Origin of the sequence: Limnohabitans sp. T6-20 (genome assembly GCF_003063505.1) — a bacterium.
In the GTDB taxonomy this organism is placed as follows: Bacteria; Pseudomonadota; Gammaproteobacteria; order Burkholderiales; family Burkholderiaceae_C; genus Limnohabitans_A.
This window is the reverse complement of record NZ_NERW01000002.1, coordinates 1,077,833-1,098,664: the sequence shown is the minus strand read 5'-3', so window position 1 is coordinate 1,098,664 and position 20,832 is coordinate 1,077,833. Positions and strand designations below refer to the sequence as shown.

The 20,832-nt window shown below is 56.9% G+C and carries 13 protein-coding genes and 1 tRNA gene; 7 read left to right on the top strand and 7 right to left on the bottom strand.

Annotation, left to right across the window (positions count from 1 at the left end; genetic code table 11):
- Positions 1 to 85: 85 nt before the first annotated feature.
- Positions 86 to 6,727 (top strand): putative Ig domain-containing protein, encoded by a 6,642-nt coding sequence (locus B9Z33_RS11070; protein ID WP_108287013.1) that lies wholly within the window; start codon positions 86 to 88, stop codon positions 6,725 to 6,727.
- Positions 6,728 to 6,777: 50 nt separating this feature from the next.
- Here B9Z33_RS11070 and B9Z33_RS11065 read toward each other — a convergent pair whose 3' ends face one another.
- The 5 genes from B9Z33_RS11065 to lptF are packed head-to-tail and all read right to left on the bottom strand — an operon-like array spanning position 6,778 to position 11,554.
- Positions 6,778 to 7,947, bottom strand: coding sequence for a pyridoxal phosphate-dependent aminotransferase (locus tag B9Z33_RS11065; RefSeq protein WP_108287012.1), 1,170 nt, complete (start codon positions 7,945 to 7,947; stop codon positions 6,778 to 6,780).
- Positions 7,948 to 7,966: 19 nt separating this feature from the next.
- Complete coding sequence (locus B9Z33_RS11060) at positions 7,967 to 8,908, bottom strand: CysB family HTH-type transcriptional regulator (RefSeq protein WP_108287011.1); 942 nt, start codon at positions 8,906 to 8,908, stop codon at positions 7,967 to 7,969.
- Positions 8,909 to 8,952: 44 nt separating this feature from the next.
- On the bottom strand, positions 8,953 to 9,345 hold the full coding sequence (locus B9Z33_RS11055) for a sirohydrochlorin chelatase (protein ID WP_108287010.1): 393 nt from the start codon (positions 9,343 to 9,345) through the stop codon (positions 8,953 to 8,955).
- Positions 9,342 to 10,448, bottom strand: a complete 1,107-nt coding sequence (lptG, locus tag B9Z33_RS11050) for an LPS export ABC transporter permease LptG (protein WP_108287009.1) — start codon at positions 10,446 to 10,448, stop codon at positions 9,342 to 9,344. The genes B9Z33_RS11055 and lptG overlap by 4 nt, the downstream gene beginning before the upstream one ends.
- A complete protein-coding gene (gene lptF / locus B9Z33_RS11045; protein WP_108287008.1) occupies positions 10,445 to 11,554 on the bottom strand; it encodes an LPS export ABC transporter permease LptF in 1,110 nt (369 codons plus the stop codon). The genes lptG and lptF overlap by 4 nt, the downstream gene beginning before the upstream one ends.
- A gap of 23 nt (positions 11,555 to 11,577) precedes the next feature.
- Here lptF and B9Z33_RS11040 point away from each other — a divergent pair, with 23 nt between their 5' ends.
- The 4 genes from B9Z33_RS11040 (at position 11,578) to B9Z33_RS11030 (ending at position 15,055) form a co-directional block, all read left to right on the top strand.
- Positions 11,578 to 13,065: a leucyl aminopeptidase gene (locus B9Z33_RS11040; RefSeq protein WP_108287007.1), complete on the top strand. Its 1,488-nt coding sequence runs from the start codon at positions 11,578 to 11,580 to the stop codon at positions 13,063 to 13,065.
- Between the two features lie 10 nt (positions 13,066 to 13,075).
- Positions 13,076 to 13,510, top strand: coding sequence for a DNA polymerase III subunit chi (locus B9Z33_RS11035; protein ID WP_108287006.1), 435 nt, complete (start codon positions 13,076 to 13,078; stop codon positions 13,508 to 13,510).
- Positions 13,507 to 13,770 carry a hypothetical protein gene (locus tag B9Z33_RS15465; RefSeq protein WP_146183858.1) on the top strand — a complete coding sequence of 88 codons (264 nt, stop codon included), beginning with the start codon at positions 13,507 to 13,509 and terminating at the stop codon, positions 13,768 to 13,770. The genes B9Z33_RS11035 and B9Z33_RS15465 overlap by 4 nt, the downstream gene beginning before the upstream one ends.
- A gap of 118 nt (positions 13,771 to 13,888) precedes the next feature.
- The gene (locus B9Z33_RS11030) at positions 13,889 to 15,055 is read left to right on the top strand and encodes a branched-chain amino acid ABC transporter substrate-binding protein (RefSeq protein ID WP_108287005.1); all 1,167 of its coding nucleotides are present in this window, start codon (positions 13,889 to 13,891) and stop codon (positions 15,053 to 15,055) included.
- A 105-nt stretch (positions 15,056 to 15,160) separates the two neighbouring features.
- Here the strand turns inward: B9Z33_RS11030 and B9Z33_RS11025 are convergent.
- Positions 15,161 to 15,251, bottom strand: a tRNA-Ser gene (locus B9Z33_RS11025).
- 186 nt (positions 15,252 to 15,437) lie between these two features.
- On the opposite strand from B9Z33_RS11025, the gene B9Z33_RS11020 reads away from it, so the two are divergent.
- Positions 15,438 to 17,711 (top strand): arginine/lysine/ornithine decarboxylase, encoded by a 2,274-nt coding sequence (locus B9Z33_RS11020; RefSeq protein ID WP_108287004.1) that lies wholly within the window; start codon positions 15,438 to 15,440, stop codon positions 17,709 to 17,711.
- 383 nt (positions 17,712 to 18,094) lie between these two features.
- Here B9Z33_RS11020 and fabI read toward each other — a convergent pair whose 3' ends face one another.
- A complete protein-coding gene (fabI, locus tag B9Z33_RS11015; RefSeq protein WP_108287003.1) occupies positions 18,095 to 18,910 on the bottom strand; it encodes an enoyl-ACP reductase FabI in 816 nt (271 codons plus the stop codon).
- 37 nt (positions 18,911 to 18,947) lie between these two features.
- On the opposite strand from fabI, the gene B9Z33_RS11010 reads away from it, so the two are divergent.
- A complete protein-coding gene (locus B9Z33_RS11010; protein WP_108287002.1) occupies positions 18,948 to 20,831 on the top strand; it encodes an extracellular solute-binding protein in 1,884 nt (627 codons plus the stop codon).
- The last annotated feature ends 1 nt before the right edge of the window (position 20,832 follow it).

Here is a 20,832-nt window from a genome sequence, read left to right as displayed (position 1 = left end):
GTCTCCGACAGCTCTTGCCAAGGTGGGTAAGCACTTTGCCTGTCCTTTTGCCATGCCCATCCCCATCAAATAGTCCAGTATCGCTATGCCAGCACTCTATTTCACTGCCACTGAAAATGAATTTGGCAACATTGACCTGCTTGGAACAGTTGACGGCCTGGCCAACGGTACGACGGTCAATCTTTTGTTCACGGATGACTTTTGTAACAGCAAGACGGCGACTGCGCTGGTCATGGACGGCGAGTTCAGTGCACTCAACATCTGGTCAGGCTTGTTCGGTCCGGGCCTCGTCAATATCATGGCGTCAGCGGGTGGCGTGCAAACGCCAGGCGATGCGGAGTTGTCTGGTCACCACATGCAAGCGCCCGTGATGCTGACATCTCAGGTGCTGGATGAAAACATGATGATCGATGTGCAGGGAACTGCGCCAGGATTGATGCCGGGTACAGTTTTGACACTGGTCATTCGTGATGAGCAGAACATCGATGTCACGGCTACGGCGCTGGTTTTAGCCAACGGCAGCTTCAGTGTGCAAGACATCGACCCCCAAGACCTTAGCGAAGGCACGCTTGCTTTTAATGTCGTCGCCGAAAATGCCAACGGTGCCTTGAACTTGACAAACATTGCCAGTCTGATCTTCACGACCCCTGGCCCGCAAGGCGCGGACAACACCCTTCGTGCGACCGAAGACAGCGCTTATGTGGTGATTGCGTCTGCCTTTGGCTACAACGGCACGCAAGGCCGCACTTTGACGGGCGTGAAAATCACACAATTGCCTGCCAATGGCATGCTCAAACTCAATGGCGTGGCGGTCCAGACGGACGAAGTGATCAGCAAGGCCGACTTGGATGCGGGCAAACTGACATTTCAAGGCGCACCCAACGGCAACGGCAGCAACTACGCCGCCTTCCAGTTCAAGGTGCAAGACAGCCGAAACACGAACAACGAAGACACCACGGCCAACACGATGACGGTCAATGTGGCCGCAGTGAATGACGCGCCGGTCATCACAACGGCTTTGAACGATCTGAGCGCACAGGAAGACGGCAGCATCAGTTTTGTGATTGCCAGTCAATTGACTGGCAAGGTCAGCGATGTGGACGGTACTGCGCTCAAGGGCATCATCGTCGTGCAAAACACGGTGCCAGTCAGTGCGGGAACCTGGGCATATTCCAGTAATGGCTCGGATTGGACCCCCATACCGTTTAACACGGACGTCAAATGGACGTCTGTTCTTTACATCAATGCAAGCAACATCTTGCGTTTCACCCCGGCAGCGGATGCCAATGGGGCTGAAATCGGTCTGATCAATTTCCGTGCCGTTGATGCAAGCTTTCCCAACACCCCTTCGGGCAGCATGGTGAGTGTGTTCAACACGCTGATCAGCGAGTCCACGCCTTTTGTGATCAAGCAGGCTCCCTCAGGCATCACGCCTTTGCTGCTGGACCTGAACGGCGATGGGGTGCAAACCACGACGCTGGAAAACGGCACCCAGTTTGACATGGATGCCGATGCCGATTTGGATCAGACGGCATGGGTCAGCCAGCAAGACGGTTTGTTGGTCATGGACATCCACGAAGATGGCGTCATTGAAGACGGTCGGGAGTTGTTTGGTTCTGCCACGATTTTGCGCAGTGGCATGACGACTAAAGACGATTTCGCCGCCCTGCGCGATCTGGACTCGAACGAGGACGGCATCATCAATGCGTTGGATCCTGCTTTTGAAAAGCTCCGAGTTTGTGCGGATGGCAACGGCGTGACCGATGCTGGCGAGCAGAATACGCTGCAAGAATTGAACATCGTTTCTTTTCAGCTGCAAGCCAAGGTGTCCGATGTGCAGCAAAACGGTAATGCTTTGGGCTTGATTTCCTCCTACACCACAGGGGGTGGTCAAACCCATGATTTGGCGGATGTCTGGCTGAATGTCGAAGCTGAAGATGTCGTCGTTGCACCACAAAACGTGGTGATGGGGCTTGCGTCTTTGGGGGCCTTGCTCAGCGATGTCACGCCAGCACTCTCTTTTTCGGCAGTTGAAAATCAATTTGGCAATATCAACATCGCGGGCAGTGCAGTTGGCATGCCCAATGGCACCGCAGTCAACCTGTTGTTGACCGATGCCTTGGGCAACAGCACAACGGCAACCGCCACTGTGATGGCTGAAGAGTTCAGCGTTGACAACCTCTGGGCAGGCATGTTCGGGGTGGGCAATGTGAACATCAGCGCCATGGCGGGTGGCGTACAAGCCTTAGAGTCGCTGCCTCTGGAGCGCAACACCCCGTCCATGCCGATTGGGCTGACATCGTTCGCTTTGGACGAAAATTTGAGGATTGACGCACAAGGTTTTGCATCCAGTTTGCAGTCTGGAACGGTTTTGACGCTGGTCATTCGTGATGTGCTCGACAACCATGTGATAGCCACTGGCGTGGTACAGGCGGACGGCGCTTTCAGTGTGCAAAATATCGACACGCAGGGTTTGAGTGAGGGCGTTCTCACCTTGGATGTCATAGCGGAAGATGACAATACGTTGCTGAACTTGACGAACATTGCCAGCGTGGTTTTGACGGGCAGTGGTCCCCAGGGTTCGGATGCAGCACTGAATGCGACAGAAGACATCGCTTTTGTGCTGAGCGCTGCAAATTTTGGCTACTCCAGCACGCAAGGCCACGCATTGACGGGGGTGAAGATCACCGCGTTGCCTGCCAATGGCACGCTCAAGCTCAATGGCCTGACAGTGCAAACCGACGATGTCATCAGCAAGGCCGATTTGGACGCTGGGAAGCTGAAATACCAAGGTGCACTGAACGGCAATGGCAGTAACTACGCCAGTTGCCAGTTCAAGGTGCAGGACAGTCGAGCCATCAACAACGAAGACATGACGGCGAACACGCTGACATTCAACTTGGCTGCGGTCAACGATGCGCCTGTCCTTGCGTTGGCCATCCCGGATCAGGTGGGGATGAAGGGCTCTGCCTTCAACTACACAGTGCCCGCAAATGCGTTTGTTGACGTCGACAGCACCTTGACCTACAGCGCGACCATGGCAGATGGGTCTGCGCTGCCGTCATGGCTGAGCTTCAATGCCGCGACACGGACATTCAGCGGAACACCGTCTGCGATTGGAAATGTGAATCTGCTGATCAAAGTCAGTGATGGCAGCACCACACTGAGCGATGCTTTCGTTCTATCGGTAGGTGACAGTTCCGGCTCGGGTATCAATTTGTCCACGATTTCCGCCGGTGTTGGTGGCTTTGTGATTGATGGTGGATGCCACAGCGCTTACAGCGGGTTTGCAATTTCGGGCGCAGGCGATGTGAACGGGGATGGTCTGGACGACATGATCGTGAGCGCTTATGGCTCATCAGGCATGGCGAACCCTGTGACCTATGTGGTGTTTGGCAAGTCCAATTTGTCCCCTGTGAAACTGAGTGCTTTGGGCACCCAAGGTTTTGAAATTCGGCAGGAGCAGGCTTCGGACAAGCTGGGTCAGTCTGTGTCAGCGGCAGGCGATGTCAATGGCGATGGCTTGGCCGACTTGCTGGTCAGTGCAAACGAATTTGATCCTGCGTCATCCCGATATGACGCAGGTCGGAGTTATGTGGTGTTTGGTAAGGCCAGCACCACAGCGGTGCAGTTGGCCAACGTTTCTGCCGGTATCGGTGGCTATGCCATCAATGGCCATACCAGTCTGGATTTCAGCGGACGTTGGCTCTCTTCAGCTGGCGATGTGAACGGCGATGGCTTGGCCGATTTCATTGTGGGGGCCTACAAAGCGGATGCGGGCAGTGTGCTCGACGTGGGGCGTAGCTACGTGGTGTATGGCAAAACTGCGAGCAACACAGCCATTGAATTGTCCGCACTGGGCACGGGCGGTTTGGTGATCAATGGCACGGTGGCCAGTGATTACAGCGGTTGGTCGGTGTCAGCCGCTGGCGATGTGAACGGTGACGGCTATGCCGATGTGATTGTGGGCGCATACCAAGCGGACCCCAACGGCAACACTTCGGGCGGAAGTTATGTGGTGTTTGGCAAGCCAGGCGGCGACTCGATCGATTTGGCCAACGTCAACAACGGGGTCGGGGGCTTTGCCATTCAAGGTGAGCGCACGGGTGACCTGAGCGGCTACAGCGTTTCTTCGGCTGGTGATGTCAACGGTGACGGTTTGGCCGATGTGATTGTGGGCGCTCCCGAGGGGGATTCGAGCGGCCTGTTTGGCGATGGCCGAAGCTTTGTGGTGTTTGGCAAGACCAGTGGCACGGCGGTGCAGCTGACGAACATTTCAAACGGTGTTGGCGGTTTTGCCATTGGCGGAATTTTCAGCAACACGGACATTGGCTACAGCGTTTCTTCGGCGGGTGACATCAATGGCGATGGTCTGGCCGACTTGCTGGTGGGGGCCCCCGAAATGACTTTGTCTACGTCTGAAGGTTATCGAACCGGACAAACCTATGTGGTGTATGGCAAGGCCGATGGTTCTGCGGTCACCGTCTCAACGGGCATGGCGTCTTCTTTGGGTTTTGCCATCTCAGGTGAGGGTTATCAGGACCTGACGGGACGCATCGTGTCCGCTGCGGGGGATGTGAATGGAGATGGTCTGGCCGATCTGATGATCAGTGCCAATACGCGCAACGTGGATGGTTACCCCTTGGCGGGGCGCACCTATGTGATTTTGGGCAGCACGGGCGGCGCGTTCAAGACGGCAGTGGATCTGATGGGGACGACCGGTGACGACACCCTGACCAGCACAGGAACGCAGACGCTGATGGCCGCTGCAGGCCATGACACGCTGGTCGCCAATGGCGCGGATGTGCTGCATGGCGGCAGTGGCAATGATTTATTTTTGCTGGGTGCCAGCACCATCACGGCCCTGGCCAACGGGCTGGGAGCCGGCGGAAATACGGGGCAACTGGCTCGGGTGGTGGGCGGAACGGGCTTTGACACCATTCGCCTCACCGGTGGGGCACATCTGGATTTGACCCAGGTCAGCAACAGCGCGGCCGGCTCGCAGGTCGATGGCACCACCGGCAGCCGGATCGATTCGATTGAGCGCATTGAGCTGAGCACCGATACCGGGGCCAACATCTTGACGCTGTCAGCCAAAGACGTCAGGGAGATGGCTGGCTTCAATGCCATCCGCACCAACACGGTCAGTGCGGATGGCAGCACTTGGACCAACGTCACCGGTACTGCTTTGAGCAATACCACCCAGTACCACCAATTGGTGGTGGATGGCTCTACCAACGACATGGTTGTTTTCTCGCCAGACACAGGCTTCTGGGCCAATGCGGGCACAGTCAGCAATGGCGTCAGCAGTTACATCGTCTACCAAAATGCTGCCAATCTCACACAAGTGCTGGTCAAAGCGAATATGTCGGTGACCAACAACGACCCTGCGCCCTTTAACGGCGGGAATGTGACCGTCAACGGTGTGACCCTGTCGCTGGACTACCAGTGGGTTCAAAACGGCAAGACTTACTTTGCAGTCAAGAACTTCAGCGGTACGGGTGATTCCAACAACAACACCATGTACACCACGCACACTTTGCTGGACAGCTTGTTCAACGCAGGCGCTGACACGGTGGACACCACAGTCACGGCAGGCGTGGACGATGCACGAACGTTCTTGTCCGGCGGGTACACCTTTGTGTTGCCCACACAGGCTGAACTGGTGGCCTTGTCCAACACGATTCCGATAACGGGTTGGTACAACGCGCGCTATTGGTCATCTACCGTGACCTCTGCTAATAACCACAACAGCGTGGGCATTGCTGGTGACTGGGTTTACACCAGCGCAGACAGCACGCCTGAGATGCTGGTGTTGCAAGTTCTGCCCGTGGTCATTGACCTGAACCGCGACGGTGTGCTGAGCTACGGCCAAGTAAACATGGACGTCAACGGTGACGGTCACCTGGACACCACCAAGTGGGCCGGTGCGCAAGACGGTGTGCTGGTGTGGGACAAATACGCCGACGGCCTGGTGCACGACAACAGCCAGTACGCGTTTGCGAAATATGGCGGCCAGACTTCAGCTGACATTGGGAGCGAGCCCCTGCTCGCGAAAGATTCGGCCGCAGGGGCGGCCTCCCACACTGACCTGGACGGCTTGCGCGCAGGCTTTGACAGCAACCACGATGGCGTGTTCGACGCGCAAGATGCGAAGTTTGCCGAGTTCAAGGTCTGGCAAGACGAGGACCAAGACGGTGTGAGCGACGCGGGCGAGGTGCGCAGCTTGGCCGATTGGGGCATCAACAGCATCAACCTGGTCAGCGATGGCGTGGTGCGCGCACCGGCAGACGGCGTGGTCGAAGCAGGTCAGACTCTGGCAATGGCTGTGGACGGCACCTCGGTTTTGGTGGCGGATGCGGCGTTTGCTTACAGTGCCATGGATTACCGTATTGGGGGTGTGCAGCTGAGTTTGCAGGGCAGCCAGATGAAGCTTCACTTGTCGAGTGTTGTTTCTCAGCACGGCGCAATAGACAGTCTGGATCTGAGCGGATCGGGTGCCAACACCCTTGTTATCAGTTTGCAGGATGTGTTGACGGGCACCACTTCGGGTAGCTTGCGGGTGATGGGCAATGCCGACGACACCGTCCAGCTGGACGCCAGTGCATGGACAAACTCAGGTCGTGTAGTGCATGAAAACGGTCACAGCTATGCCGTGTTCAATGCCAACCAGGAGGTGGCGGTGCAGTTGCTATTGGATCAGCAACTGCTGTGTCATGTCTTGTAATCCGTCCTGACCGGCAGGTTCCCGGCCGTTCTCGTGCAGGAGGTGGGGGATCAGAGTCGCTGGAGTTTGGTCAGTGCAGCCAGCAGCGTTTCGTCTTTTTTGGCAAAGCAAAAGCGGATGACTTTTTGGTCAAAGCCGTTGCCGTAGAACGCTGACAAGGGAATGGCAGCTACCCCGATGTCGGTGGTGAGCCATTTGCAGAAATCGGCTTCGCTGAGGTTTTTCTCGGGCACTTTCAGGTTGGAGATGTCCACGCACTGGAAGTAGGTGCCCTCACCGGGCAGCAGTTTGAATTGGGTTTGCGCCAGACCTTGACGAAACAGGTCGCGCTTGCGCTGGTAAAACGCGGGCAAATCCAGATAGGGGGCGGGGTCGGCCATGTAGCGGGCCAGGGCATGCTGCATGGGCGTGTTCACGGTGAACACGTTGAATTGGTGCACTTTGCGAAACTCGGCGGTGTAGGCCGCAGGCGCTGCCACGGTACCGATCTTCCAGCCGGTCACATGGTAGGTTTTACCAAAGCTGGACACGATGAAGGCGCGGGCGGCCAAGCCGTCGAAGTGTGCTGCGCTCCAGTGCTGGTTGGGGGCGTAGACCATATGCTCGTAAACCTCGTCGCTGATGAGCACGATGTTGGTGGGCTCCAAAATCTCTTGCAGCGTCAGCATGTCTTGCTTGGACCAGATCATGCCGCTGGGGTTGTGCGGCGAGTTGATCAGAATGGCACGGGTTTGGGGCGTGATGGCCGCGCGGATTTTGTCGAAATCAGGACGGAAGGTGCCGGGCGCGAGCGGCACACGCACCACCACGCCACCGGCCAACTCGATGTTGGGTACATAGCTGTCGTAGCAAGGCTCCAGCACGATGACTTCGTCACCCGGATGCACGATGGCCAAAATGATGGTCAAGATCGCTTGGGTGGCACCGGCTGTGACGGTGATCTCGCTGGCCGGATCGTAGTGGCGGCCGTAAAGGGTTTCGATTTTTTTCGAGACAGCTTCGCGCAGCGGGGCCACGCCGGTCATGGGTGGGTATTGGTTGAGGCCTTCGCGCATCGCGTCGTTCACCAGATCCAGCAGCTTGGGGTCACACGGGAAGTCCGGAAAACCCTGGCCCAGGTTGACCGCATTTTTTTCAGCGGCCAGTGCTGACATGACGGTAAAAATGGTGGTGCCCATGTGGGGCGCTTTGGAGGTGAGGTTGGGTGTGCGTGCGTTCATGGCGTTCAAAGTTCCAGGCTCAAAGTTCGTAGTCGTTGACGTGTCCGGTCATGGCTTTGGTGATCAATGGGGCAGTCAGGCGGTCGCTCAGCAATTCGGCGAAATGGTAGACAAAGTGGCGCAGGTACGCCCCGCGCTTGAAGGCCACGCGCGCCACGTTCATGCCCAATAGGGCCCCCAAGGGGCGGACCGCCAGGTCTTTGACCGGGTCATCCTTGACGGCCATTTCGGCCACGATGCCAATGCCCAAACCCAGGCGAACATAGGTTTTGATCACATCCGAGTCGATGGCTTCCAACGCGATGCGTGGGTGCAGTTTTTTGGCGGCAAAAGCATGGTCAATGCGGCCCCGTCCCGTAAAAGACGGGTGGTACGTGATGATCGGTTCATTGGCAATGTCTTCGAGCGACAGGTGCTCTTTTTTGGCCAGCGGGTGATCGAGGGGCAGCACCAGCACGTGTTGCCATTCATAACAGGGCAGGGTGACCAGTTCCTCGTACGCCGACAGGGATTCGGTGGCGATGCCGATTTCGGCTGTGTCATCGAGCAGCATCTTGGCCACTTGGTCGGGTGCGCCTTGGTGCAGGCTGATGTTGACCTTGGGGTATTTTTCGCGCAACTTGGCCACGGGCATGGGCAGTACGTAGCGGGCCTGGGTGTGTGTGGTGGCGATGGACAAGGTGCCGCTGTCCTGCGCGCTGTATTGGTCGCCAATTTTGCGCAGGTTGCCCACTTCGCGCAGGATGATTTCGATGCTTTGCAGCACGTGTTGGCCGGGTTCGGTGATGCGCTTGAGGCGCTTGCCGTGACGCGCAAAGATCTCGATGCCCAGTTCTTCTTCCAGCTCGATGATGGCTTTGGACACGCCGGGCTGCGAGGTGTGCAGGGCCTTGGCCGTTTCGGTCAGGTTCAGGTTGCGGCGGGCAGCTTCTTGGACAAAGCGAAATTGGTGCAGGTTCATGCGTTAAATGCCATATTGACTTTCATCATTATGCTTTAACTGGTCTATGAGCCGGTGGCTTGGTTGGCAGCAATGTTGGCCATGAGCCGGGTCATGGCGGGGTGTTCGCCGATGGCAGGCAGCAATTCAAACTGGACCTGCGGGTAGGCTTGAATGAGGTCGTTGACCAGCCCAGGCAGGTCTTCGCGTGCGTGCCGCCCTACGCCCAAAAACATGGGCACGATGCGCAAATGGGTCATGCCCCGCATCATCATGGCCTCGACCGTGCTGGCCAGATCGGGTGTGGTCAGTTCCAAAAAAGCACAGGCCACGGCCAACCCGGGCCAACGCTCGGTCATTTGCTGGGCCACGGCATCGATGGGCAATCGCCACAACGGATCGCGTGAGCCATGGGCAAAAAGAATCACACCCGTTTGGGCATTCAAGTTCGTCGTCATTGTCGTAAGACCATCCACCAAAAACCCAGCAAGGAAATTGCGCTGTAAAGCAAGGCAGGCGCAGCGGCGGTCAGCCAGGGTTGCCAGTTTTGCAAATTGCCCACAAAGCTGAACAGGTTGTTGAGCAGGGCAAAGCTGATGCCCGCAAGAACCCCACCAAAGACATGGCCTGCAATTTGGCCCGAGCGAAAGTGCAGGTAGGCGAAGGGCAGAGCCATGACCAACATGACCAAGCAGCTCAAGGGGTAAAAAACCTTGCGCCAGAACTCAATTTCATAGCGCTGTGCATTTTGCTGGTTGCTCGCCAAATGGCGCATGTATTTGAACAGTTCCCAGGTTTGCATGCGGTCCGGACTGAGCACGGCTGCGGCCACCATGTCGGCGCTGATTTCGGTGGGCCAGTCCAGTTTGGCGTGCTTGGCCGCCGTGTATTGCACAGCATCTTTGGCGGCACCCACCCGGATGGATTTTTCTTCTGCTTGCTGCAATTGCCATGCACCAGCGCCTACTTTGCCCAACGGTGCGGTGGTGATGGCCAGCAACTGTCCTTCCTCATTGAACTCATGAATCCGGATGTTCTCCATGTGGCTGATGCCGTCAAAACTGCGGACGTTGACCGCAAAATGCCGCCGGCCTTGCCGTTCTTTGAGCCAGGCACCAGTTTGACCCACAGTCAAGTTGCCTTGGAATCGGGTTTTGAGTAATACGCCTTGGCGCTCGGCCCAAGGCGCGGCATAGTCTCCAATCAAAAATGTCAGCGCCACAAACACCAGTCCCAATTTCATCAAGGTGCTCAAGGCTTTGAGCGGTCCCAATCCGCCCGTGCGCAAGATGGTGAATTCCGAGCTTTGTGCCAGCCTGGCCATCACGAAGATACAGCCAATCAGCACCGAGATGGGAAACAGCTCGTAAACGTGGGCTGGAATTTTGAGCGCCACAAAAAACAAGGCATGTTGCAGTTTGTAGCCTTGACCGGCCAGCCGCGACAAATTTTGCAGTTCATCAACGAGGTCGAAGAACAGGAACAAGGCCAGAAAGCCAATGCCCACAAAAGTCACTGCTCTGATGATTTCGCCATGCAGCAAGCTGCGTACGGTTTTCATGCTGCACCTTTGCTGTATTTGGCGTTCAGGGGTCTAAGAAATCGCCATGACCAGTTGAAATGCCGAATCGAGAGCCAAAGGATGGCGATCAGGAAGACGCCGCCGTGCAGGCCCAGCATGAAGGGCGCAAAGTTGAAGCGTCCGGTGCTGATCCAGCTTTGGCCCACGTTGACCATGTTGTAGTAAGCCACAAAGACAAACAGGGCCAAGGCTAAGTGGTAGCTGCGCCCACCCCGAGGGTTGACGGCCGATACGGCCAAGGCGATCAGCATCAGGTTGATGCCCGCCAAGCCCAAACCCAGGCGCCACGAAAGTTCAGCCAAGTTTTCACGGTTTGGATTTTTCAGCAGTTCCCAAGACGGGGTGTGACGGCTGGTGAAAGCAGAGGAGGGGACGTTCAGATCAGAGTCCACCAGCAATTCATAGTGTTCAAACTGGGTCACTCGGGTCTCGCCGGTGTCACGGTTCGTCAACCATTGCTGTCCCTTGTCCAAAATCAAGAACCGGTCATCGCCGGTGAGCTCAATCCGTCCTTGTTGGGCGGTGGTCACACTTTCCATGCTTCCTTCCATGCTGGAGATGAATACATGGCTGCCAAAACGGTTGTCCGGGGTGTCTTTGTCGATGAAAAAAACGCGTTGTCCACCGGCAGACTCCTGAAACTGGCCGGGGGCGACACGTTCGATGTCGTTGCGCTTTTCAAAGCGTTGTTTCAGATCCTGGATTTGCTGGTTGCCCCATGGCCAGGCAAAAAGTGCCAGCAGGGTGACGATCAACAGCACGGGCCAGGCAAATCGGAAAAGTGGGCGAACAAAATGGCCCAAACCTTGACCACTCGAAAACCAGATGACCATTTCACTGTCGCTGTACATCCGTGACAGGGTGGCCACCACGGTGATGAACAGGCTCAAGGTGATGATGGTGGTCAGCTGGCTGAGCACGCTGAAGCCCATGACCAGCAGAACTTCTGAGGGGTTGACGCTGCCGCGGCTGGCTTGGCCCAATGTCCGGATCAGGATGATGGTGATCACAATGGTGACCAAAACCACCAGCGTGGCCCCGAAATTGCGGGCAAGGTCTTTGCGTAAAGAGGAATGGAATAACATCGGTACGAAGGAAAAGCTGAATTATGAACTTCGAAATCCAAAAGCGCGCTCTGTCCACTGTTATTCGTGACGATCTGGACGCCCTGGTTGTTTTATGGCCGGCGGACGACAAAGCGGTCGTTTCGGGCCAGGACCCGGTTGCCTCCTTGGTGAGGGCTGCCATCCAACACGGTGATTTTGAGCACAAGCCGGGTGCTGTGTTGTCTTTGTATGTGCATCCCGGCATCAAATCCCGTCATCTGGTGGTCGTGTGTGTGGCCGATGGCAGCACTGCCCATGTTCGCAGTGCGGTGCTCGCTGCCTGGAATGCCCTCAAATCGGCCCGAGTCAAGCGCATGGGGCTCCATGCGGTGGCAGACATGACCACTCAGTTGCTGCAAGTGGCTGTTTCAACTTTGGCCGATGCCAGTTACAGCTACACCAGCACCCTGAGCAAACCCAAGCCCCGTACCCTCAAGCAAGTCGTGTTCAGTGGCAATGCGGTCAATGCCGAGCTGCGTGGGGCGCTTGCGCAGGCGCAAGCGCTGGTGGCAGGTGTTGAAACGGCCAAAGAATGGGCCAACCGCCCAGCCAACCATTGCACACCGGCCATGCTGGCCGATGCGGCCAAGTCGATTGCCAAAGGGGCTGCTTTCAAATGCGAAGTGTTCGGCCCCAAAGAAGTCAGCAAACTGGGCATGGGGGCCTTTTTGGCGGTCGCGCGGGGTGCCGCAGAGCCTTTGCGCTTCATTGTGATGCGTTACAACGGCGCAGCCGCAAGCCAAGCGCCTGTGGTGCTGGTGGGCAAGGGCATCACGTTCGACACCGGCGGTATTTCCATCAAGCCAGCAGCCGAGATGGACGAGATGAAATACGACATGTGTGGCGCTGCCAGTGTTCTGGGGGTTTTCAAGGCATTGGGTGAGCTCAAGCCCACCATCAACGTGGTCGGGCTGATTCCCGCCACGGAAAACATGCCCGATGGATTGGCCGTTAAGCCCGGTGATGTGGTGACCAGCATGAGTGGCCAAACCATTGAAATTTTGAACACCGATGCAGAAGGTCGTTTGGTGCTGTGTGATGCGCTGACATATGCCGAGCGCTTCAAGCCCCAGGCCGTGATCGACATCGCCACCTTGACCGGCGCATGCGTGATCGCACTCGGCGCGGTCCGTTCTGGTCTTTTTTCCAGCAACGATGCTCTGGCACAGTCACTTCAGAGCGCTGGTGATGCTTCGGGGGATGCCTGCTGGCGCATGCCCTTGGACGACGACTATGCGGAAGGTCTCAAGTCGCGCTTTGCAGATGTGGCCAACGTGGCGGGTCGTCAGGCGGGCTCGGTTACAGCAGCCAAGTTTTTACAACGCTTTGCGTCGCGCTATCCCTGGGCGCACTTGGACATTGCCGGTACAGCTTGGCGAAGCGGTGCCGCCAAAGGTGCCACCGGCAGGCCTGTCGGTTTGCTGATGCACTACCTGTTGGATCAAGTGGGTAAAGGGTCAGTCAAAACCACTGCTGCGCGCCGCCGTTGACTGGGTGCAGATGACCCGGATTGAATTTCATTTCAATGCGCCTGAGCGCTTGCAATACGCCTGCCGGCTTTTGCGCAAAGCGCATGGGCGGGGCTTGAGGATTGGCGTTGTGGGCTCTGAGGCCGCATTGCGCCAACTCGACGCCGCACTCTGGACCTTTTCGGAAATGGACTTTTTGCCGCACAGCATCGCGGCTGATGCCCAGGATGTGCAGGATGCCTCACCCATTCGCCTCCATCCCGATCCACTACAGTTGAGCGGGATGGATGTGCTGGTGAACCTGGGGGATGATGTGCCTCAAGGTTTTGAGAGGTTTGAGCGCCTGATTGAAATTGTGGCCACCGACGATCACGGTCGAATGACAGCGCGTCAGCGCTGGCGGCATTACACCGCCCAAGGCTACGATTTACTGCAACACGATTTGTCCAAGGTTTCTGCGTCATGACATCTCCTGAATCAGCCCTCTTTTCAGACAATGCCCCCTTGGTTGTTCCAGTTTTAAGCACGGTTATTCCACCTGTCCAAATACCCGCGCATTTGATTGCAGCATTGGATGCACGCGAATTGGAGCGGGCTTCGTTCATGGGATTGGCCGATGATTTGGTGGAGAGTTTGCGCCCTGAATTGGAGCGCATGACCACCGAATTGGTGCGGCGCAGCCTGCAGCAGGCTTGGGCGAACCGTTTTCGGGCGGAGATGGATTGAACCTTTAAATAACCTTGTCAGGTTGAAGAAAATTTTGGTTTTCCCTAGGCCACAAACGGTCGGTTTTGCAGTATCTTCACGACTTGCTTAATTGAAGCAATTTATTTTCGGAGTTTCTATGAAATTTTCTGGTGTGCGTTCTTTGACCTTGGTTTCTGTGGCCGTTGCTGCAGTTGTTTTGGCTGCTTGCGGCAAAAAAGATGCCGCTTCTGACGCCACAGTGATCAAGATTGGTCACGTGGGTCCTGTCAGCGGTGCCATTGCTCACTTGGGCAAAGACAACGAAAACGGTGCCCGCATGGCCATTGAGGAGCTCAATGCTGCTGGCCTGAAAATCGGTGACAAGGCTGTCAAATTTGAATTGCTGGCTGAAGACGATGCTGCCGATCCCAAGCAAGGCACGGCTGCGGCCCAGAAACTGGTCGACGCCAAAGTCAACGGCGTGATCGGGCACTTGAACTCAGGCACCACCATTCCTGCTTCGCAGCTGTACAACGCTGCAGGCATTCCACAAATCTCCCCGTCGGCGACCAACCCCAAGTACACCCGTCAAGGTTACGCTGGCGCGTTCCGCGTGGTGGCTGACGACGTGCACCTAGGCGGCACCCTCGGCAAATACGCTGTGGAAACCCTCAAGGGCAAAAACATTGCCGTGATCGATGACCGTACAGCGTACGGCCAAGGCGTGGCTGAAGAGTTCAAGAAGGGCGCAACCGCTGCTGGCGGCACCATCGTCGGTCACGAATTCACCACCGACAAAGCATCTGACTTCAACTCCATCTTGACCACTCTGAAGGCCAAGAAGCCTGACGTCGTGTTCTTCGGTGGCATGGACGCTGTGGCTGGCCCGATGTTGCGCCAGATGAAATCTTTGGGCATCAACGCCAAGTTCTTGGGTGGTGACGGCATCTGCACTTCCGAGCTGGCCAAGTTGGCTGGCGATGCCATGAAAGACGAGTCGGTCTTCTGTGCTGAGGCTGGTGGTGTTGAAGGCGAACAGAAAGCCGGCATGGACAAGTTCCGCGCTGACTTCAAGGCCAAATTCAATGCTGACGTGCAGGTGTATGCCCCTTACGTTTACGACGCTGTCAAAGTCATGGCCACTGCCATGGTCACAGCAGGCTCGGCTGATCCAGCGAAATACCTGCCAGCTTTGAAAGCCATCAATTACAAGGGCGTGACTGGCAACATCGCGTTTGACGAAAAAGGCGACATCAAGAACGGCGCTTTGACGCTGTACACCTACAAAGGTGGCGAGCGTTCACAAATCGCTGTGGTTCGCTGATCTGGCAGCCCCCGGTTTCGGGGGCTCTTTCAACAAGGGCCTTCGGGCCAGTGTTGAATGCACAGACGAAAAAAAGCCTGCACACTGTGCAGGCTTTTTTTGTTTTGGCGGAGCAGGCGGGATTCGAACCCGCGGTGGGCTATTAACCCACACACGCTTTCCAGGCGTGCGACTTAAACCACTCATCCACCGCTCCGAAGCGTCGTATTGTAGCAGCGTAAAAGGCCCATTTGAGCGCTCGAATCTTTTGTCTGTCTTGATTCGCACACTGGTTTTTTTATGAATTCTGGATGACAGTGGTTTTACGGGGGGGTTTTGTCCTTAAACTTCGCCTCTGTTTGAATTCCTTTGTCCCTTCTTTGGCGCACAGCCCGACAAGCCCATGAAATTTCGCTTTCCCATCGTCATCATTGACGAAGACTACCGCTCCGAAAACACATCGGGCCTGGGCATTCGGGCTTTGGCCGATGCGATCATCAGCGAAGGTTTTGAAGTTCTGGGTGTGACCAGCTACGGCGATTTGTCTCAGTTTGCCCAGCAGCAAAGCCGAGCCAGTGCGTTCATCTTGTCGATTGACGATGAAGAATTCTCACCAGGCCCCGATCTGGACCCGGCGGTGATCAACCTGCGCGCTTTCATTGATGAAGTGCGCCGCAAAAACGCCGATGTGCCCATTTACATCTATGGCGAGACCAAGACATCACGTCACTTGCCCAACGACATCCTGCGCGAGCTGCATGGCTTCATCCACATGTTTGAAGACACGCCCGAGTTTGTGGCGCGTCACATCATCCGCGAGGCCAAGAGCTATCTGGAAGGTGTGCAGCCGCCGTTTTTCAAGGCCTTGCTGGACTACGCTGAAGACGGTTCGTATTCGTGGCACTGCCCGGGGCATTCGGGTGGCGTGGCGTTTTTGAAGAGCCCTGTCGGTCAGATGTACCACCAGTTTTATGGTGAAAACATGTTGCGCGCCGACGTGTGCAATGCGGTGGAAGAGCTGGGTCAGTTGCTGGACCACAACGGCGCCATTGGTGAGAGTGAGCGCAATGCCGCCCGCATCTTCAATGCCGATCATTGTTTCTTTGTGACCAACGGGACCAGCACGTCCAACAAGATCGTCTGGCACCACACCGTCGCGCCGGGTGATGTGGTGGTGGTGGACCGCAACTGCCACAAATCCATCTTGCACGCGATCATCATGACCGGTGCGATTCCAGTCTTCATGAAGCCCACGCGCAACCATTTCGGCATCATTGGCCCGATTCCCAAAAGCGAGTTCGAGCCTTCGGCCATCATGGCCAAGATCAAGGCCAACCCCTTGCTCAAGGGCGTGGACCCGAAAAAGGTCAAGCCCCGTGTGATGACGCTCACGCAGTCGACCTACGACGGCGTTTTGTACAACACCGAAACCATCAAGAGCATGCTCGATGGGTATGTGGAAAACCTGCACTTTGATGAGGCTTGGTTGCCGCACGCGGCCTTTCACCCGTTTTATGGCCCGTACCATGCCATGGGCAAAAAGCGGGCTCGGCCCAAAGAGTCGGTGGTGTATGCCACGCAATCCATCCACAAGTTGCTGGCTGGTATCAGCCAGGCCAGCCATGTGTTGGTGCAGGACGCACAAAACACCAAACTCGACAGGCCGCTGTTCAACGAAGCGTACCTGATGCACACCTCGACATCGCCGCAGTACAGCATCATTGCGAGCTGCGACGTGGCGGCAGCCATGATGGAGCCACCCGGTGGCACCGCGCTGGTGGAAGAAAGCATTGCCGAAGCGCTGGATTTCCGCCGTGCCATGCGCAAAGTGGACGACGATTACGGCAAGGATTGGTGGTTCAAGGTTTGGGGGCCTGAGAAGTTTGCCGAAGAAGGCATTGGCCGTGCGGACGATTGGATCTTGCGCAACGACCCGCGCAAAAAAACCAGCAAATGGCACGGCTTTGGCCAGCAACTGGCCGATGGCTTCAACATGCTGGACCCGATCAAGTCGACCATCGTGACCCCTGGCCTGAATCTGGATGGCAAGTTCGACAAGACCGGCATCCCCGCGTCCATCGTCAGCAAGTTCCTGACCGAGCACGGTGTGGTGGTTGAGAAAACCGGCCTGTACAGTTTCTTCATCATGTTCACCATCGGCATCACCAAGGGCCGCTGGAACACGCTGTTGACTGCATTGCAGCAGTTCAAGGACGAGTACGCCAAGAACCAGCCGATGTGGAAAATCATGCCGGAGTTTTGCCAGAAGCATCCGCGCTACGAGCGCATGGGCCTGCGCGATCTGTGCCAGCACGTGCACGAGATGTACGCGAAATACGACATCGCCCGTCTGACCACCGACATGTATTTGTCAGACTTGGCCCCTGCTATGCGTCCTTCAGATGCCTACGCCCACATTGCGCAGCGCAAAACAGAGCGTGTGGAAATCGATCACTTGGAGGGTCGCATCACTGTCGGTTTGGTCACGCCTTACCCACCGGGCATTCCCTTGCTGATTCCCGGCGAAGTTTTCAACAAGAAGATCGTGGATTACCTCAAGTTCGCCCGCGAGTTCAACGAGAAGTGCCCCGGCTTTGAGACCGATATCCACGGCTTGGTCGAGATCAAGGACGACGATGGCAAGAAACGTTACTTTGCGGATTGCGTGAAGGCCTGATGCCAGTGTCAGGTCTTTGAGGTGGCAGGTGAGTTGGGCCCCGGTGCAGGGGCTCAGAGGCGCTTCGCTTTGCCACATCGCCCCCGCACCGGGGCCCAACTCACCTGCGGGGTGAAATTAGAAAAGCGGCCTCGGCCGCTTTTCTAATTTCACAATAAGCACTGCAAGCATGCAGTCGCGGCTTGCAGCAAACGCTCGGTCGTGTGGATGGCTTAACAATCGCCATCGAGCCCGCCGTGATCTGAACAAGCTCTCCGCCCGAGCTCAGGTGGGCGCTGAACCGGGCGATTTGGCGAGCGAAGCGAGTGATGAGCACGGGCAGCGCCCGCCTGGGCTCGGGCGGTCTTCAAGACGTCAAAGCCCCTCCAAATCGCTGATCGAAATCACTCAGCCGCTGCAGGCTCAGCAATGCCACCCACCACTTGGCTGAAACCACCGTCCACATAGGTGATTTCGGCCGTCACGCCAGCAGCCAGGTCGCTCAACAAGAACGCCGCCACATTGCCCACATCGTCAATGGTGACGTTGCGGCGAATGGGCGAAGCTTCGGCCACCACCGACAAAATCTTGCCAAAACCCTTGATGCCGCTGGCGGCCAAGGTTTTGATGGGGCCAGCCGAAATGCCGTTGGCGCGCAGGCCACGGTTCTGGCTGCCCAGCGATTCGGCCAGGTAGCGAACCGAGGCTTCCAGGCTGGCTTTGGCCAGGCCCATGGTGTTGTAGTTGGGCACGGTTCGGATGGCACCCAGATAGGTCAGCGTCAGCAAAGCTGATTTGTCATTCAAATAGGGCAGGGCCGCCTTGGCCATGGCGGGGAAGCTGTAAGCGCTGATGTCGTGGGCGATCTTGAAGCCTTCGCGTGACAGACCGTCCAGGAAATCTCCGGCGATCGCTTCACGTGGCGCGTAGCCGATGGCGTGGACAAAACCGTCGATCTTGGGCCAGGTGGCTGACAAGTCGGTGAACAGTTTTTCGATCTGTTCATCGCTGCCGACATCGCAGTCAAAAATCAGTTTGGAATCAAAATCCGCTGCAAATTCGGTGATGCGGTCCTTGAAGCGCTCGCCCACATAACTGAATGCCAGCTCGGCACCTTGCGCATGGCAAGCCTTGGCGATGCCGTAGGCGATCGAGCGGTTGGACAACACGCCGGTGATCAGCAACTTTTTGCCCGACAGAAATCCTGTTTTTATCGTCATGTCTTCAACTCCTGAAAAATGTGTGCAGAATTGTCGCATGCGAAGACCCACGGCCCGATTTTTGACAAACTGCTTGCTGGCCCTCGGGTTCTGGCTTTCAGGTAACGCGTGGGCGGCACACGCCTATGCCCAGTTTGGCGACATCCGCTACCCCGCTGGTTTTAGCCATTTCTCGTATGTGAACCCTGCTGCGCCCAAAGGCGGCGAGATCGTTTTGGTGCCGCCGACGCGGCAGTCCAACTTCGACAAGTACAACCCCTTTACCCTCAAAGGCAGCGCACCACCTTCCATGCTGGCCATGATGTTTGACACCTTGTTGGTCGGCAACATGGACGAACCAACCACGGCTTATGGTTTGCTGGCCTCTGACATTCAGGTCTCGCCTGATCGCTTGTCGGTGACGTTTCAGATCCACCCCCAGGCCCGTTTTCACAACGGCGATCCGGTGTTGGCCGCCGATGTGCGCCACTCGTTTGAACGACTGACCAGCAAGCAGGCGGCACCCCAATACCGCACGTATTTTGGCGAGGTGAAGGCGGCCACTGTTCTGGGCGAGCGCAGTGTCCGCTTTGATTTTGTACGCCCCAACAGCGAACTGCCCCTGATCGTCGGCAGCTTGCCGGTGTTCAGCCGCCAATGGGGCCTCAAAGGCAACGCCCTGCAAGCGCTCGACCAGATGGTGATGGACATCCCGATTGCGTCGGGCCCTTACCGCATCGGGCCGGTGCAGTTTGGCAAAGACATCACCTATGTGCGTGATCCGGATTACTGGGCCAAAGACTTGAACGTGCGCAAGGGCCTGTTCAACTTTGACCGCATCACCTACAAAATTTACAAAGACAGTACAGCGCAGCTTGAAGCCTTCAAGGCGGGTGAGTTCGACTACATGCAGTCGTTCATTGCACGCGAATGGGCTAGGGCCTTCACGGGGCGTGCGTTTGAGCGGGGCGAGCTGATCAAGGCCGAGTTGCCGCATGGCAATGCGGGCGACTTTCAGGGGTTTCAGTTCAACCTGCGTCGCGACAAATTCAAGGATGTGCGGGTGCGCCAGGCGATTGCTTTGGCCATGGACTTTGAATGGCTGAACCGCCAGCTGTTTTACAACGCCTACAGCCGTGTGCGCGGCTATTTCGTGGCCAGTGACTTCGAGGCTAAAGGCAGGCCCGGTCCCGATGAATTGGCTTTGCTGCAGCCTTTGAAGAACAAGCTGCCTGCCGCCGTGTTTGAGCAAGACGTGCCGCAGCCACCCAAGACGGAGTTGGCCATCGACTCTGGGCATACCCTGCGCGACCACCTGCGCCAAGCCCGCGATTTGCTTGCGCAGGCGGGCTGGACTTACCGTGACGGCGCTTTGCGCAACGCGGGCGGTCAGGCGCTGACCCTGGAGTTTCTGGACAGCTCCGGCTCGATGGGGCGCGTGGTCACGCCCTTTGCGAAAAATCTGGAAAAGCTGGGCATTCAGGTGCAATACAAAGTGATCGACTTCGCCTTGCTGCAAAAGCGCATGGATGTGTTTGATTTCGACATCGTCAGCAACCGCACAGTGGGCAGTGAGGCACCGGGCACCGAATTGCTGGAGCGCTTTGGCAGCAAAGCAGCGGACGTTGAGGGCTCTGGCAATGTGCTGGGCCTGAAGGACCCAGCCGTGGACGCCTTGCTGGACAAAGCCGTCAGCGCCACCTCCCGGCCTGAGTTGGTGGCCAGCTTGCGGGCTTTGGACCGGGTATTGCGCCACGGCCATTACGTGGTGCCCCATTGGTATGGCGCGGTGCACCGGGTGTCCTGGCGTGCGGCGGCTTTTGACCGACCCGCCAATTTGCCGCGCTATTACCAACCAGAGGCCTTGGTGACTTCGGTCTGGTGGTCGCGCTCGGCAAAGTCCGCTCAAGCCGTGCCAACGGTCGCCAAGAAAGGCCCTTGAA

Bases quoted from the DNA above. Each gene is read 5' to 3' on its own strand.
- B9Z33_RS11020 (WP_108287004.1), top strand. From the start codon at position 15,438: ATGAAATTTCGCTTTCCCATCGTCATCATTGACGAAGACTACCGCTCC.
- B9Z33_RS11030 (WP_108287005.1), top strand. From the start codon at position 13,889: ATGAAATTTTCTGGTGTGCGTTCTTTGACCTTGGTTTCTGTGGCCGTT.
- B9Z33_RS11065 (WP_108287012.1), bottom strand. From the start codon at position 7,947: ATGAACGCACGCACACCCAACCTCACCTCCAAAGCGCCCCACATGGGC.
- B9Z33_RS11040 (WP_108287007.1), top strand. From the start codon at position 11,578: ATGAACTTCGAAATCCAAAAGCGCGCTCTGTCCACTGTTATTCGTGAC.
- lptG (WP_108287009.1), bottom strand. From the start codon at position 10,448: ATGAAAACCGTACGCAGCTTGCTGCATGGCGAAATCATCAGAGCAGTG.
- lptF (WP_108287008.1), bottom strand. From the start codon at position 11,554: ATGTTATTCCATTCCTCTTTACGCAAAGACCTTGCCCGCAATTTCGGG.
- B9Z33_RS15465 (WP_146183858.1), top strand. From the start codon at position 13,507: ATGACATCTCCTGAATCAGCCCTCTTTTCAGACAATGCCCCCTTGGTT.
- fabI (WP_108287003.1), bottom strand. From the start codon at position 18,910: ATGACGATAAAAACAGGATTTCTGTCGGGCAAAAAGTTGCTGATCACC.
- B9Z33_RS11055 (WP_108287010.1), bottom strand. From the start codon at position 9,345: ATGACGACGAACTTGAATGCCCAAACGGGTGTGATTCTTTTTGCCCAT.
- B9Z33_RS11070 (WP_108287013.1), top strand. From the start codon at position 86: ATGCCAGCACTCTATTTCACTGCCACTGAAAATGAATTTGGCAACATT.
- B9Z33_RS11035 (WP_108287006.1), top strand. From the start codon at position 13,076: ATGACCCGGATTGAATTTCATTTCAATGCGCCTGAGCGCTTGCAATAC.
- B9Z33_RS11060 (WP_108287011.1), bottom strand. From the start codon at position 8,908: ATGAACCTGCACCAATTTCGCTTTGTCCAAGAAGCTGCCCGCCGCAAC.
- B9Z33_RS11010 (WP_108287002.1), top strand. From the start codon at position 18,948: ATGCGAAGACCCACGGCCCGATTTTTGACAAACTGCTTGCTGGCCCTC.